This window comes from Pseudomonas sp. PME37.24/025 (assembly GCF_055556615.1).
Genome location: NZ_JBVHNK010000002.1, coordinates 427,968 through 441,950 on the forward strand (window position 1 = coordinate 427,968; position 13,983 = coordinate 441,950).

Sequence of the window (13,983 nt, forward strand, 5' to 3'; positions counted from 1 at the left end):
GTTATCGGCGTCACGCTCAAAGCGACTTCCACAACGAATCAAACTCTTCCACTGCCCCGACCACGCTGCTCCTCGCGGCGTTTTCGATTCCGGCTGTCTCAAGCGAACGGTAGGCAAACTGATTAAAGCTGTTGGTGCTCGCCACCCGACGCTCCAGCCCGGCCGGGTGTTCCTCGCCGTTGATATTGATCAGCACCTTGTTGCCTTCCTGGAACGGCAGGCGCGGGGTGAGCAGGGTGGCCGGCAGGTCGATGGCGCTGATGGCGGGCAGCGACAGTCCGCGCAAGTACTGGCTGTGCTCGTCGCCGGAGCGTATCAGTTGCAGGCCGCAGGGTTCGGCACAAGGCGCGACCTGCTCGATACCCATCTGTGTGCCGCCGCCCCGCACCTGGCGGATCCAGCGCACCACTGCAATGCTCCAGCCTTGGCCGGCAGCATCCTCGATACCGACCATTTCGCCAGCCTGTAGCTCGGCGGGCACGGCGCCGGGCCAGGCCAGGCAATAGCCGCCAGGACTGTGATTGATCACCGGCAGCACATAGGTGGGGAAATGCTGCTGGCGGTCGGATGCCTCATGGCTGTCATCGTTCTGAAGGTGCGGGTATTCGATCTCTTCGTAGGGCAGCAGCGTATCCGCTGTGCCATGGGGAGCGGCGTCGAAGGCGTGGTTCCATTGGTCTTTGGCGCGATCTGTCGGGTCGGTGGCCGAGAACTGCGCGGGACGGGCGCCGGGTTTCTTCAGGATGTCGTTGAACGAGCGTTGCCCGCCGAGATAAAAATGCAATGCGCTCATGCCCACGCACAGGGTCAACGTGCCGTGGCCGACGGTGCGCTGGAAACTGCGCTCGGCAGCCTGGCCCCAGGCGGCATGCAGGTGTTGCAGCGTGTCCAGGTTCAGCCCCGCTGGAACGGGCAGCGGCGATACCTTGTCAGCCGGCTGTTGCAGATGGATTTCGATGGCCGCGACCAGAGGTTGCGGGTCGATCCCCAGCAAGCGCTCCTGTTGTTCGGCGAGGAATTTGGAGCGGTAACTCGGCCCGGTGTCGAGATCCGGGGCGATGGCAAACAGCCCGTTGTCCGGTTTGGCCGGTTGCAGCTTGATCCTCTGGCTCCAGGGTTCGAGCACCTCGGCGAGCCGGGCGATCTGGTTCTGGCGCAGTTGATTGCAGCGTGAAGCACCCAACAGGAGGGCGACGACGTAGGTTTGCTCGATGCTCAGGCTTTGTGTCTGGCTGGCCAGTTCATCGCGCACGCTCAGATTTTGCAGTTGGAACTGACAGCCAATCCGGTACAGCTGATGTAACTCGAGCCACAGATTTTCGGGCGCCGGACAATAGAGTTCAGTGGCGCGGATCAATGCGCCGTTCAGGCAATGGATTGCCCGTTGCAAAGCCTGGGTCAGCAGCGGCGCACGGTCCTTGCTGAAGCGCGGTGAGTTGCGGATGACGATTTGCTTGTAGCCGATCGCCAAGTGGCTCTGCAGCGCTTGGCAAAGGTTGGCGATCTTGCGCGAGCGCTCGTCGAGCACAATCGCCTGATGCAGGAAATGCCGCTCCAGGTGCTTGCAGACGTAATACACCTCGGGCCGCAGCAGTTCGAGTAATTGCAGGCGATTGTCGCTGGGCGTGAGCAGTTGGTTGAGTTCGCTCAAGCCTTGATACAACTGGCGAGCGGTTTCGCCGATGTTGGCTTTGGGCAGGTTGGCGATCCAGCGCTTGAGGTCGCGAGGCGTGGCTTCGCAGAAAGTCAGACGCGACTGCGTCGGGATCGGTGCGCGTAGCAGCAGGACAGGATTGGTCTCATTCATGCCGTAGACAAACTCCGACCGGGAAATGGGCAGTGAATGACTTGACTGTAGCAGCTATGAACGCTGGAGGGGATGTCGCGATATTTGCGTCACGCTTGTCTGTGTAGGAGCTGCCGAAGGCTGCGATCTTTTGATCTTGATTCGCGGCGCCTTTTGAAAAAAGATCGCAGCCTTCGGCAGCTCACGGGGATGGTGCGCAGCAGGAGGAAATGTCCGACCCCACGAAAGAGCTTCGTGGGGTCGGAACTGGGATCAGGCTGTCGGCAAACCGATGCCCTGGCCCATCTGCACCGGTGAAAGGGCGCCCAGCCCTTCTGCCCATTTCACTTGATCCGGCCCAAACAGCACGACAGCCGTAGAGCCGAGCTTGAAGCGACCCAATTCCGCGCCTTTCTCCAGATGGATCGGCGCACGGGCGGCTTCGTCGTAACGGAAGGTTTTCAGCTCGCGCTTGGGCGGTGTCACCAAGCCGGCCCAGACCGTTTCGATCGACGCCACAATCATCGCCCCCACCAGCACCACGGCCATCGGCCCGCGCTCGGTATCGAAAATGCACGCCACACGCTCGTTGCGAGCGAACAGTTCCGGTACGTTTTCAGCGGTGGTCTGGTTGACCGAGAAGATACGGCCAGGAATGTAGACCATTTCGCGCAGAGTGCCGGCCAGCGGCATGTGCACGCGGTGGTAATCCTTGGGCGACAGGTAAATGGTGGCGAAATCACCGCCCATGAATGGCGCTGCGTTGGCTGCGTCACCACCCAGCAGTTCCAGCACGCTGAAGCTGTGGCCCTTGGCCTGAAAAACGCGACCGTGTTCGATTGGGCCGAGCTGGCTGACGGCACCGTCGGCCGGGCTGAGGATCGCGCCTGGGGTTTGGTCCAGCGGGCGAGCGCCGTCTTTCAAGGCACGAGTGAAGAACGCGTTGAAGTGCTCGTAAGCCGTCAGGTCTTCGACCAGCGCCTGGGACATGTCCACTTGATAACGCTTGGCGAACCAGGCGGTAAAGGCGTTCTTGAACCAGCGCACGCGGCATTCGGCAATGCAGCCGGCCAGTCGCGAGAGCAAGTGGTGGGGCAGCAGGTATTGGCTGAGGATAAACAAACGCTTATTCATTAACTGTCCTTAAAAAACCTTAAATCTCTACGGGCGTGTCGGGATGGTTGCCCCATTCGCCCCAGGAGCCGGCGTAACCTTTGACTCGCGGATAACCGAGCGACTTGGCTACTAGATACGTGAAGCCAGAACGATGGTGAGTCTGGCAGTGGGTAATGACTTCTTTGTCTTTGGTGATACCGAGTTGTTCCAGGATTTTCGGCATGTCGGTGCGGATGCGCAGGTTGCGTGCCTGATCCATGCCGGCGGTCCATTCGAAGTTGACCGCGCCGGGAATGTGCCCGCCCTTGGCTGCCAGGACTTTTTCGCCGGAGTATTCCAGCGGCCCGCGTGCGTCCCAGATTGCCAGGTCGGTGGCACCGAGACGGCTTTGCAGGTATTCGCGGGTGGCGATGGGTTCGTCGTGCAGGGTCAGGGCGACCGGGCCGCCGACCGCTGGGGGGATCTGGATCGACATGGGCAAGCCTTCTGCCAGCCAGGCCGGGAGGCCGCCGTCGACATAGTGATAGTTGCTGTGGCCGATGACATCCAGCAGCCAGATAAAGCGCCCGGCCCAACCTCCGCCTTCGTCGTCATAGACGACGTAGACCGCATCGGGGTTGTGGCCCAGTTCACCGAATAATGCTTCAAGAGCGGCCTGGGTCGGCAGCAGGCCTGGTGCAGGCGCCTGACCCAGTTGAGTGCGTTTTGGATCGACAAAGCGTGCCCCGGGGATATGCCCTGCGGCATAGCGGGCGCTGCTGGTCAGGTCCACCAGAATCAGTTCGCGGGAGTCGAGACGCGGGAGCAGGTCGCTCGGCTCGATCACCAGCGCCAAGCCAGAGAAGTCAGACATGTGAGGTCTCCAGAGCACAAAGGGAGAGGATTGTAGCGCAGCGTCATGAGGGTCTGTTATCAGTTATTTCGGCACAGGAAACAACGGATGGCCAGGCACTGTGGCGAGGGGGCTTGCCCCCATACGGCTGCGAAGCAGTCGCAAATCCGCTGCATGCGGTGTGCCTGGCAGAACGAGGTTGCAGGTTTCAGGACTGCTTCGCAGTCCAACGGGGCGATGCGGCGTTCCGACAAGCCCCCTCACCACAGGTTTTGGCCTTCACTTAACTGACTGGCATCTGCCCCTAGCGGTGGCTAAAGCTGTGCAGGGCCTTTTCGATGCACTGCGCGGTTTTGCCGAATGCTTGCACGGTAATTTCCGAGAACTGTCCGCCGCCCTGATCCGCCACCACGATCATGATCACCCGACCGTTGTTGACCAGGGAACGCAACAGCAGGTGTTCACCGCTGAACTGTTTACGCAGGCTGGCCGGCAACAGGGCCGAAAATTGTGCGTTGTTGGCTGGCGTCAGGCGCACCTGGGCCTGTTGCGCGAGAAGGCGCTGCAGCACGGTGCTTTGGCTGACCACTAGGTTCAGGCCGGCTACTTCTTTTGGCAGCCCGGCAGTCTGGTGCACGCGCAGATTGGCGTGCGTGCGGTCGGCCATCAGGATCATCACCCGCCGCATGCCGCACGCCACCAGGGCGTCTCGGGCCGATGTGGTCAAGTGCATGGCATTGGTAAAAGGGCTCGGCTCCACCAGCAATTCGGCGCATTGTTTACGCCACTTCGCCAGGTCTTCGGCGGTGGGTGCCGGGGCCGGCAGCAAACCAGCGTGAACACGGTTCATGCCCGAAGGCCAGATCAGCGCTTCGGCCGGGTGCCACAAGTCCGGCATGGCATGTTGGCGGGCGCTGTTGGCGGCTTGCTGGTGCAGTTGTTGCTGCACCTCATCCATCGGCATTTGCAGGTAAAGGCTGGTGAGGTATTGCCAGCGTTCACAGTGGGGGTTGTCCCACGCTTGCTGTGCCGACAATGCCAGACCATTGGCCAGCAGCACGGTATTGGCGGGCTGATTGAGCCAGCGTCGCAACGTAGGGTCGTCATCGAGGCGGTTCTGTTGGCGCAATGGGTGATCGCTGTCGCGAGCGATGCGCAGGACTTTCACCAGCTCGCGTTGTTCGCTGCGCAGCAGCCGATAACCCTGCTGCACCCAGATCGGCAAACGCCAGACATCCACCAGCGCCTGACAGATTTCCAGCAGGCGCACACCGAACAATTGCTTTTCGACTTTGCGCGCCGACTCACCTTCATGGATGACCCGCAGCTCCCATTCTTCAAGCAATTGTGGATGGGTCAACGCCATGGGCCACAGCGGCGAAAGAAACAGCAGGCTGCCCCAGTGGATGTCCTGCCACAACCGCGCCAGGCGACCGGCAAAAAAACCATTGGCCTGTTGGGTGGCGTGCTGGCTGATCAGTTGAAGCTGGCGCAAGGCGACAGGGATTTGCGATTGGGATTGGGCGGGCAGGCGCTCGAGCAATTCTTCAGTGCGTTTCAAGCCGAGACGATTGATCGCCACTTCAAGGTTTTCAGCGGGCTCGGTCATGCTGCCATGGGTGTGGCGGTTGGCTTCGCGAATCACGCTCAAGGCCAGGGCCGGGCTGTCCTGCATCAGTTCGGCGATGTCTCGCAGTGAACTGCGGTTATCGCGGATGGCTTTGCTGACCCGATCGTGACTGGCTTGCGGAACCGGCAGGCGCACACCATCGAGAAGCTTGACCCAGCCTTCGAGCGTGGTTGGTTTTGGCGTTGGGACGTTCGTTTCGTTAGCCATGTCTGGACGCAATCATCGTCTGCATTACCTATCCCTGCGCGGGTCAAAATAGCTTTTCACCTGAACTGGCTATAGTCTGGCGCAGTTTTGCCGATAAGTAGAAGAAGAGATTTTTTAACTTCCGAATATGACCTTGAACCCGACTCAGTAAGTGCTCTCCTACCTATGGCTAAAATTATCGGCATCATCGTCGTATTCGCGAGCGTGCTCGGCGGATACGTGCTTTCCCACGGCAAGATTGCCGCTCTTATCCAGCCTTTCGAGGTGATGATTATCGGGGGGGCGGCCCTTGGCGCATTTCTGCAGGCCAACCCTGGTTACATGACGATGCATGTGCTCAAGAAGTCCTTGGGCATGTTCAATTCGCGTTTCAACCACACCTTCTACCTGGAAGTGCTGGGCCTGATTTACGAGATCCTCAACAAGAGCCGCCGCGAAGGCATGATGGCGATCGAAGGCGACATCGAAGATGCCGCCGCGAGCCCGATTTTCGCCAAGTACCCGGCGGTGCTCAAAGACGAACGCATGACCGCGTTCATCTGCGATTACCTGCGCATCATGTCCTCCGGCAACATGGCTCCCCATGAGCTGGAAGGCCTGTTCGACATGGAACTCTACAGCCTCAAGGAAGATCTCGAGCACCCGTCCCACGCGGTGAACGGCATCGCCGACGCCATGCCCGGTTTCGGTATTGTCGCGGCAGTATTGGGTATCGTGGTGACCATGGCTTCCCTCGGTGAAGGCGACCAGAAATCCATCGGTCTGCACGTGGGGGCGGCACTGGTCGGTACCTTCTTCGGTATTCTTGCGGCTTACGGTTTCTTCGGCCCGCTGGCCCACTCCCTGGCTCACGACGCCAAGGAAGAACTGAACGTCTACGAAGCCATCAAGGCCTCCTTGGTAGCTTCGGCTTCCGGCATGCCGCCATCGCTGGCGGTGGAGTTCGGTCGCAAGGTTCTGTACCCGGCGCACCGTCCTAGCTTCGCTGAGCTGGAACAAGCGGTTCGCGGTCGCTAAGTCATGGAAAATAACCAGCCGATAATCATCAAGCGCGTCAAGCGCATCGCCGGCGGGCATCACGGGGGGGCCTGGAAAATCGCCTTCGCGGACTTCGCGACGGCGATGATGGCGTTCTTCCTGGTGCTGTGGCTGTTGTCCACGGCAACGCCGGAACAGAAGATCGCCATTGCCGGTTACTTCAAGGACCCGGTCGGATTTTCCGAAAGCGGCACGCCGTACATCATCGATCTGGGCGGCTCGCCGACCCTGGCGCCGGAGAACACCCTCAACCCCGAGGTGAAATCCCAGCCTCAGCCAGACAAGGTGACGATCGACTCCGAACAGGTCGAAGGCATGGCCGAGCAGGTCGAGAAAGAGCGCCTGGAATTGCTGCTGCAAGAGTTGCAGAACAAGGTCGAAGAAAACCCGCAGTTGCAGAAGTTCAAGGACCAGATCCTCTTCGAGATCACTCAGGACGGTTTGCGCATCCAGATCGTGGACGCCGAAAACCGCCCGATGTTCGACTCCGGCAGTGCGCGTCTGAAGCCGTATTTCGAAGACATCCTGCTGGCCATGGCCGACACCATCAAAGCGGTGCCGAACAAGATCAGCATCAGCGGCCACACCGATGCCAAGCCGTACTCGGGCACCGGCGACTTCGGCAACTGGGAGCTCTCGGCCAACCGCGCCAACGCGGCTCGCCGTGCATTGATCGCCGGCAGCTATCCGGACTCTCAAGTAGCGCGAGTCGTGGGCTATGCCTCGTCGGCGCTGTTCGACCGGGAGAACCCGTTCAACCCGGTCAACCGCCGAATCGACATCGTCGTGCTGACCAAGAAAGCCCAGCGTGCCATCGAAGGTTCGCAAGGTGCCGAACCTGCGCCAGTGCCGACGCAAGGGCAGGGTGGCCCAGGCGAAGTGCCTGCGCCGCCAGCCGATCCGAATGCCTTGCCGGCGGATAAGGAACCGCTGCCGGCTCATGAGCTTCGGGAGCGGTTGAATCTGTTTGATGCTCCGAAGTCAGCAGAACCACCGAAGCAGTGACCTACAAAAAAGCCGACAGCGATGTCGGTTTTTTTGTCTCTGTCTTTTGTGAAGTGGGAGATTGCCTGTTGTTCAGTGAGTGCCGATCTCAATGGCTCCATCACGCGACTTGTCGATCTTGAATGCAGGCAAAAAAACGGTGTCTGAATACGGTGCGATGGTGACGGCTGTAGGAACGATCTGAAATTTCGCGCAGGGGTTGATAAAGACCATTCAAGAAGCCTTCAGTCTCAATTAATTCATTTTTTTCGCACGGTATCAAAGGTGCTGATAGCGTGTGTAAATCCTGTTATTTGGCCGTGAAGAGTGCACTGTAACGTAGAGACTCTTCAGTCATACCTACCTTTGTGGCGAGCGAGCTTGCTCGCGCCGGGCTGCGTAGCGGCCCCAAAAATCTGACAATCATTGCCGATTTTTGTGAGCGCTACGCACTCAAGCGGGAGCAAGCTCCCTCTCCACAGGTTTCTCACTGACTCAAGACTCTCTTAGGTGAACAGCATTGCGCGATCCGCGGCTTTTTTGCGTCTGTCAGAAACCGCGTCGGATGCGGTTCTTGAGTTGGTCGTGGAACAGGTCTGCATTTCCTTTGTAGATGCCGCGAACCGACTCACTGATCGATTCCAGTCCTATCGAGCGTTTGGTTATTACCTCCTCACGATAAGCATCAATGAAAAAATTGATGTCCGTATCGCCGCTCAGTTTCGGCCATTTGTCGAGGTACAACGGTAAAGCGCTGGGGCCTATCTGGTACGAGCAGATGCGGCGGTTGCTGATGGTCGCTTCTCCGATTTCGAACGGCACCCACCAGGACTGTGCGGTGTTCTCCGAAATCACGGCGAGCAAGTGCGTGCACGCGGTGATGTTGCGGGTGATGACCCCGGTGATGTCGTCAGTGGTCTGTGATTCCTGATCCAGCACGTCGAAGTAGGTCTTGATGTTGGCCTGAATAAGACGGGTGTTGATGGCGATGGCGTGGGGCCGATCGCTATGGCGGTAGCTGATAAACACAGGCATCAGAAATGTCCCTTGATCGCGAGTTCTCGGTAATAGGCGCCGAGGGCGGTGAGGCGGCAACCGGTGGAATGGATGGCGGCGTAGTACATGTGTTCGGCGTCCACCGGTTCGATCAGGCTGTGGCGATTGCACTTTTGCAGTTGGGCGAAGACTTCGCCGTGTTCTGCATCGAACGTGGCTTCGGTAGGTTCGTAGCTCGGATCGAGGGCAAACATTGACTCCGCCTCTTCGAACCAGTCAGGCAGTTTGCGCAGAATCTCTTTGGGGATCAGCGGCGAGACTTCTCGCAATGAAATGAACTGCGACACATTGGTCTTGAACACCGGGCGCTGTTCCCACGCGTCGAGAGCGTTGTCGACGAATGAGTAGAGGCTGCCGGGCGTGATTTTCCCCAGGATGTTCGCCGCACCGCCGTGCAGTGCCTGCAGTAACAGACCCGTGAAGATCCCGTGGTTGGCGCCTTCCATCGCCGGCTCTGCCTTTTTGCACGCGGTGAGGATGGTCATGCCTTCGCACACCATGCTGCTTTCGCTGCGCAGCGCCCGTACTTCGCCCGCCGAGCCCGCCTGGCAGCAGTCGAGAATAATCACTCTGTTTTTGATTTTTACGGCTTTGGCCGCCCAATTCAGGATGTCACTGATGCGAATTCCATCCTTGGCGGATTTGTAGTCCTGGGGGATCAGCATGCCTTCGTCCGTATCGACGTCGAAGTTGCCATGACCGGCGAAGTACAGCAGTGCAACGCTGCAATCGCCTGAAAACAATTCCTGGATATGCCCTTCGAGCTTTTCACGGCTCAGATAATCTTCGGCGGAGGTCAGGACCAGGTTCTTGAAATTCGGATCGCCATTGGCGTCGGTTTTCAGCACCGAAGCCATGGCCATCGCGTCGTTGTTGCAGCCATTCAGTTGTGAAACATGGCTGTAGTTATTAATGCCGATGAACAGTCCCTTGCGCATGGTTCAGCCCGCCGCGTGAGTGCGAATGGCACTGATGATGCTATTGGTGTTCCACGCACACTCCGCGTGCGCCGCCCGGCGTACTACCGTGGAAATCCGCTCCGCACCAAACGGCTTGATCGCGATGATCACCTTGTTCATGCGCCTGGCGATCTCGATTTCCTTGTTGATCCACTTGCTGTAGGTCGAATACATCCCCGCCATGATCAGCACTGCCGAGCACAGCCGCATCTTGTTTTCGATGGCTTCTTCAAGTTGTTTGTCTGTTTTTGCGCCGATGATCGGGTTGTCCGGTGGCACCGAAAAATTCTTGAACGTGAAGTCGGGTTTCGCATTGAGCAGGCGAACCAGATTGTCGTGGGTGTCTGAGTAGTTCCACGAGTGGCTGATGAACAAATGATAGGTTTGCATGGCTGTCCCTCGGTATCGCCAGAAATGCGATGAGGGCTCGAATGTATGCACTTGAGTGGTCGCAACAAGGCCTTGGCAGTTAAAGAGACGCGTCCTTCAGGCAGGCGCGAAGAGGCCTTACAGAGAGGTCTGACGTTTAATTGAGGGTTTTTTGTAGGACGCCACGAACGGCCTACCGCCCCGAAATAGTCAGGGGCGGCCGGCACGTCTGTTTAATAGCTGCTTTCAGGCAAACTGGCGATGATCGAGCGGTAGCTGTTCATCCGTTGCTGCTGCACGCGGCCCTCTTCCAGAGCCTTGAGCAGGGCGCAACCCGGCTCGCGGTCGTGCTTGCAGTCGCGGAAGCGGCAGGTGCCGATCAGGTCGTTGAACTCGATGAAGCCGGCTTCGACGTCGGCACGGCTGACGTGGCCCAGGCCGAATTCCCGAATACCCGGGGAGTCGATCAACTCACCGCCACCTGGGAAGTGGAACAGCCGCGCGGTGGTGGTGGTGTGGGTGCCTTGGCCCGACAGCTCGGACAGCGGGCCGACACGGGTGTCGACTTCCGGCAGCAGGCTGTTGACCAGCGACGACTTGCCGACACCGGACTGGCCGACGAATACGCTGATGTGCCCGTCCAGCTGCTTCTGCAACTGCTCCATGCCATTGCCATGGTGGGCCGACACTTCCAGCACCGGATAACCCAGCGTGCGGTAAACCGCCAGCAAGGCATTCAGCGCCGGGGCGTTCTGCTCGTCGATCAGGTCGAATTTGTTCAGCAGCAGCAACGGCCGAATACCCGCGTGTTCCGCAGCGACCAAATAACGGTCGATCAGGTTGGCGTGAGGCTCGGGCAGCGGCGCGAAGACGATAACGATCAGGTCGACGTTGGCCGCCACCGGCTTGAGCTGGCCACGGCTGTCCGGACGGCAGAGCTCGGTTTTACGCGGCAGTTGCGCCACGATCACGCCGATACCCTGGTTGCCGGCACGCCACACAACCTGATCGCCGGTCACCAGCGCTGGCAGGTTGGCGCGCAAATGGCAGCGGAACACCTGGCCGGCCAATTCACCATCGAGGGCCTCGACTTCGACCTGCACACCGAAGTGCGCGATCACCAGCCCCGTCTGTTCCGGACCCAGGTCGCCGCCTTCGAGTGCCTCGACAGCCGAGGATTCGCGTTTGGCGGCGCGGGCAGCGCGCTCGCCCTGAATCTTTTCGATGCGCCAGTTTTGACGACGATTGAGTTGGCGTTTGGCCATGGGTGTTCCGTATCGAGAATGCAGCGATTAGGTAAAACGGCCGCGAGTTTAGCACGCCCGATGGCCTCCCTAGGCTAAACTGCGCACCTACGCCGAGGAGCCGACTCATGCAAAACCCGCTGAACCTGATCTGGATCGACCTGGAAATGACCGGTCTGAACCCTGATACCGACGTCATCATCGAGATGGCCACCATCGTCACCGACAGTAATTTGAACACCTTGGCCGAAGGTCCGGTGATCGCCATCCATCACAGCGACGAGATTCTCGCCGGCATGGACGAGTGGAATACCCGTCAGCACGGCGGCTCCGGGCTGACCCAACGGGTTCGCGACAGCCGTATCAGCATGGCCGAAGCCGAAGCCGAGACTATCGCCTTCCTGGAAAAATGGGTGCCGAAGGGCAAGTCGCCGATCTGTGGCAACAGCATCTGCCAGGACCGTCGCTTCCTTTATACCCACATGAAGTCGCTGGAAAGCTACTTCCATTACCGCAACCTCGACGTGTCGACCCTTAAAGAGTTGGCCGCGCGCTGGGCGCCGGACGTGCGCGACAGCTTCAAAAAGGGCAGCACCCACCTGGCCCTGGACGACATCCGCGAATCGATCGCCGAGCTGCAGCACTACCGCAAGAATTTCATCAAGTTCTGATTGGGCATAAGGTGGGCTTTTGTGGCGAGGGAGCTCGCTCCCGCTCGGCTGCGCAGCAGTCGTAAAGTCAGCCGGCGCGGTCTATCTGAAGAATCGCTCTGTCAGCAAAGGGGCCGCTCCGCGGCCCAGCGGGAGCAAGCTCCCTCGCCACAGGTTCTCTGTGCTTTCTCTTGCCCTCTTTTGGTGCCGTTCCTAAATGGCTAGACTGCGCGCCTTCTTGTAAGGACCGCCACCATGTTGCTGATGCTCTACCTGATCGCCATTACTGCTGAAGCCATGACTGGCGCCCTGTCTGCGGGCCGTCGCGGCATGGACTGGTTTGGTGTGGTGCTGATTGCGTGCGTCACGGCGCTGGGCGGCGGTTCGGTGCGCGACGTGCTGCTCGGCCACTACCCGCTGACCTGGGTCAAACACCCGGAATACCTGGTGCTGACCTCCGTCGCGGCAATGCTGACAATCTTCATCGCCCGCTGGATGCGCCATCTGCGCTCACTGTTTCTGGTGCTCGACGCGGTGGGCCTGGTGGCGTTCACCCTGATCGGCTGCATGACTGCTCTGGAAATGGGCCACGGCATGCTGGTGGCGTCGGTCAGCGGTGTGATCACCGGGGTGTTTGGCGGCATCCTGCGGGACATCTTCTGCAACGATATTCCGCTGATCTTCCGCCGCGAGCTCTATGCCAGTGTCTCGTTTGCGGCGGCATGGTGCTATCTGCTCTGCATCTATCTGCAATTACCGGGTGAGCAGGCGATCCTGATCACCCTCTTCGGTGGCTTCCTGCTGCGTTTGCTGGCGATCCGTTTCCACTGGGAAATGCCCAAGTTTGTTTATAACGACGAGGCTTGACCCTCACGAAATACCCCTCATTTCCCAGGCTGTACTCATACCGGTAGGAGCTGCCGCAGGCTGCGATCTTTTGACGTTGATTTTTTAAGATCAAAAGATCGCAGCCTGCGGCAGCTCCTACGCCAGACCGTGTTGTTTCAAGGCCCATTCGACGTGTTCTCGCACCAGTTCCGACGGATAGTCCCGCCGTGCCTTCAGCGCCTCCAGCACCGGAATGCTCGACGGCGCATTACCCAGGCCCACCGCCAGATTGCGCAACCAACGCTCGTAACCCGCGCGTCTGAGCGGCGAACCTTCGGTGCTGCTGAGAAACTTGTCCTCGTCCCACATGAACAGCTCAGCCAGTTCGGCGTTGTCCAGATTGTGCCGAGGTTTGAAATCGCTTTCGCCGGAAGGTCGGGCGAAGCGGTTCCACGGGCAGACGATCTGGCAGTCATCGCAACCGAATACCCGATTGCCGATCAATGGCCGCAAATCTTCGGGGATCGCACTCTTCAGTTCGATGGTCAGGTACGAAATGCAGCGCCGGGCGTCCAGCACATACGGACCGACGAAGGCGTTGGTCGGGCAGATGTCCAGACAGGCGGTGCAGCGCCCGCAGTGTTCGGTGGCGTGGGGCGGGTCGACTGGCAGCGGCAGGTCGACGAACAGTTCGCTGAGGAAGAAGTAGCTGCCGGCCTTGCGATTCAAGACCAGCGTGTTTTTGCCGATCCAGCCAAGGCCAGCCTGTTCGGCGATGGCTTTTTCCAGCACCGGGGCGCTGTCGACAAAGGCGCGGTAGCCGAACGGGCCGATCACTGCCTGAATTTTTTCCGCCAGTTGTTGCACGCGTTTACGGATCAATTTGTGGTAATCGCGGCCCAAGGCATAACGCGAGACGTAGGCTTTTTCCGGTTCGGCCAGGCGTTTGGCCATTTCGGTGTCGCCCGGCAGGTAGTCCATGCGCAGGGAAACGACGCGAAGCGTGCCGGGCACCAGCTCTTCCGGGTGCGAGCGTTTGCTGCCATGGGCGCCCATATACTCCATTTCGCCGTGGTAGCCGGCTTCGAGCCAGCGCTCCAGGTGCTGCTCATGCTCGGCCAGGTCGAGGCCACTGATGCCGACTTGCTGAAAGCCCAGCTCGCGGCCCCAGTCCTTGATGGATTGGGCGAGGGTGGACAGGTCTGTGGTAATAGCGGGCATGAGACGAGAGAAACCGGAGCTGAGGTGCGTATAATTCTGCCAGACATCGGAGCCTGTAGACGC

Annotated in this window: 13 protein-coding genes; 4 read left to right on the forward strand and 9 right to left on the reverse strand. The window is 59.5% G+C overall.

The genetic code is table 11. The annotated features are described in order from the left end of the window. Positions 1 to 16 precede the first annotated feature (16 nt). The 4 genes from ACZ3HH_RS05105 to ACZ3HH_RS05120 all read right to left on the reverse strand — a co-directional run bounded on the left by ACZ3HH_RS05105 (position 17) and on the right by ACZ3HH_RS05120 (position 5,571). The gene (locus ACZ3HH_RS05105) at positions 17 to 1,807 is read right to left on the reverse strand and encodes a molecular chaperone (protein ID WP_465803129.1); all 1,791 of its coding nucleotides are present in this window, start codon (positions 1,805 to 1,807) and stop codon (positions 17 to 19) included. Positions 1,808 to 2,059: 252 nt separating this feature from the next. Continuing rightward, positions 2,060 to 2,920: an archaetidylserine decarboxylase gene (asd, locus tag ACZ3HH_RS05110; RefSeq protein WP_007939614.1), complete on the reverse strand. Its 861-nt coding sequence runs from the start codon at positions 2,918 to 2,920 to the stop codon at positions 2,060 to 2,062. Between the two features lie 19 nt (positions 2,921 to 2,939). Further along, positions 2,940 to 3,755 carry a rhodanese-like domain-containing protein gene (locus tag ACZ3HH_RS05115; protein WP_465803131.1) on the reverse strand — a complete coding sequence of 272 codons (816 nt, stop codon included), beginning with the start codon at positions 3,753 to 3,755 and terminating at the stop codon, positions 2,940 to 2,942. A gap of 283 nt (positions 3,756 to 4,038) precedes the next feature. Next, a complete protein-coding gene (locus tag ACZ3HH_RS05120) occupies positions 4,039 to 5,571 on the reverse strand; it encodes an HDOD domain-containing protein (RefSeq protein WP_465803133.1) in 1,533 nt (510 codons plus the stop codon). 165 nt (positions 5,572 to 5,736) lie between these two features. Between ACZ3HH_RS05120 and motA the strand changes: the two genes are divergently transcribed. Both motA and motB read left to right on the forward strand, forming a co-directional pair. Further along, positions 5,737 to 6,588: a flagellar motor stator protein MotA gene (gene motA, locus ACZ3HH_RS05125; RefSeq protein ID WP_460148179.1), complete on the forward strand. Its 852-nt coding sequence runs from the start codon at positions 5,737 to 5,739 to the stop codon at positions 6,586 to 6,588. 3 nt (positions 6,589 to 6,591) lie between these two features. Continuing rightward, positions 6,592 to 7,614 (forward strand): flagellar motor protein MotB, encoded by a 1,023-nt coding sequence (gene motB / locus ACZ3HH_RS05130; RefSeq protein WP_465803135.1) that lies wholly within the window; start codon positions 6,592 to 6,594, stop codon positions 7,612 to 7,614. A gap of 528 nt (positions 7,615 to 8,142) precedes the next feature. Here the strand turns inward: motB and ACZ3HH_RS05135 are convergent. From ACZ3HH_RS05135 to rsgA, 4 genes are all read right to left on the reverse strand, one after another. Continuing rightward, complete coding sequence (locus ACZ3HH_RS05135; RefSeq protein WP_465803136.1) at positions 8,143 to 8,628, reverse strand: toll/interleukin-1 receptor domain-containing protein; 486 nt, start codon at positions 8,626 to 8,628, stop codon at positions 8,143 to 8,145. Next, entirely contained in the window at positions 8,628 to 9,587 is a 960-nt protein-coding gene (locus ACZ3HH_RS05140) for a caspase family protein (RefSeq protein ID WP_465803137.1), read from the reverse strand. The genes ACZ3HH_RS05135 and ACZ3HH_RS05140 overlap by 1 nt, the downstream gene beginning before the upstream one ends. Positions 9,588 to 9,590: 3 nt before the next feature. Then, positions 9,591 to 9,998: a TIR domain-containing protein gene (locus ACZ3HH_RS05145; protein WP_465803139.1), complete on the reverse strand. Its 408-nt coding sequence runs from the start codon at positions 9,996 to 9,998 to the stop codon at positions 9,591 to 9,593. Positions 9,999 to 10,210: 212 nt separating this feature from the next. Then, a complete protein-coding gene (gene rsgA, locus ACZ3HH_RS05150) occupies positions 10,211 to 11,242 on the reverse strand; it encodes a small ribosomal subunit biogenesis GTPase RsgA (RefSeq protein ID WP_007902636.1) in 1,032 nt (343 codons plus the stop codon). A gap of 107 nt (positions 11,243 to 11,349) precedes the next feature. On the opposite strand from rsgA, the gene orn reads away from it, so the two are divergent. Together orn and ACZ3HH_RS05160 are read left to right on the forward strand one after the other, a co-directional pair. Beyond that, complete coding sequence (orn, locus tag ACZ3HH_RS05155) at positions 11,350 to 11,892, forward strand: oligoribonuclease (RefSeq protein ID WP_008068863.1); 543 nt, start codon at positions 11,350 to 11,352, stop codon at positions 11,890 to 11,892. Between the two features lie 234 nt (positions 11,893 to 12,126). Further along, positions 12,127 to 12,738 carry a trimeric intracellular cation channel family protein gene (locus ACZ3HH_RS05160; RefSeq protein WP_030128339.1) on the forward strand — a complete coding sequence of 204 codons (612 nt, stop codon included), beginning with the start codon at positions 12,127 to 12,129 and terminating at the stop codon, positions 12,736 to 12,738. A gap of 117 nt (positions 12,739 to 12,855) precedes the next feature. Here the strand turns inward: ACZ3HH_RS05160 and queG are convergent, their stop codons facing one another. After that, positions 12,856 to 13,920 carry a tRNA epoxyqueuosine(34) reductase QueG gene (queG, locus tag ACZ3HH_RS05165; protein ID WP_465803141.1) on the reverse strand — a complete coding sequence of 355 codons (1,065 nt, stop codon included), beginning with the start codon at positions 13,918 to 13,920 and terminating at the stop codon, positions 12,856 to 12,858. Positions 13,921 to 13,983: the final 63 nt, after the last annotated feature.

Excerpts from the sequence above, each read along its gene's own strand:
- ACZ3HH_RS05135 (WP_465803136.1), bottom strand. The coding sequence starts at position 8,628 with ATGCCTGTGTTTATCAGCTACCGCCATAGCGATCGGCCCCACGCCATC.
- ACZ3HH_RS05160 (WP_030128339.1), top strand. The coding sequence starts at position 12,127 with ATGTTGCTGATGCTCTACCTGATCGCCATTACTGCTGAAGCCATGACT.
- ACZ3HH_RS05115 (WP_465803131.1), bottom strand. The coding sequence starts at position 3,755 with ATGTCTGACTTCTCTGGCTTGGCGCTGGTGATCGAGCCGAGCGACCTG.
- motB (WP_465803135.1), top strand. The coding sequence starts at position 6,592 with ATGGAAAATAACCAGCCGATAATCATCAAGCGCGTCAAGCGCATCGCC.
- ACZ3HH_RS05145 (WP_465803139.1), bottom strand. The coding sequence starts at position 9,998 with ATGCAAACCTATCATTTGTTCATCAGCCACTCGTGGAACTACTCAGAC.
- asd (WP_007939614.1), bottom strand. The coding sequence starts at position 2,920 with ATGAATAAGCGTTTGTTTATCCTCAGCCAATACCTGCTGCCCCACCAC.
- orn (WP_008068863.1), top strand. The coding sequence starts at position 11,350 with ATGCAAAACCCGCTGAACCTGATCTGGATCGACCTGGAAATGACCGGT.
- motA (WP_460148179.1), top strand. The coding sequence starts at position 5,737 with ATGGCTAAAATTATCGGCATCATCGTCGTATTCGCGAGCGTGCTCGGC.
- queG (WP_465803141.1), bottom strand. The coding sequence starts at position 13,920 with ATGCCCGCTATTACCACAGACCTGTCCACCCTCGCCCAATCCATCAAG.
- ACZ3HH_RS05105 (WP_465803129.1), bottom strand. The coding sequence starts at position 1,807 with ATGAATGAGACCAATCCTGTCCTGCTGCTACGCGCACCGATCCCGACG.
- ACZ3HH_RS05120 (WP_465803133.1), bottom strand. The coding sequence starts at position 5,571 with ATGGCTAACGAAACGAACGTCCCAACGCCAAAACCAACCACGCTCGAA.
- ACZ3HH_RS05140 (WP_465803137.1), bottom strand. The coding sequence starts at position 9,587 with ATGCGCAAGGGACTGTTCATCGGCATTAATAACTACAGCCATGTTTCA.
- rsgA (WP_007902636.1), bottom strand. The coding sequence starts at position 11,242 with ATGGCCAAACGCCAACTCAATCGTCGTCAAAACTGGCGCATCGAAAAG.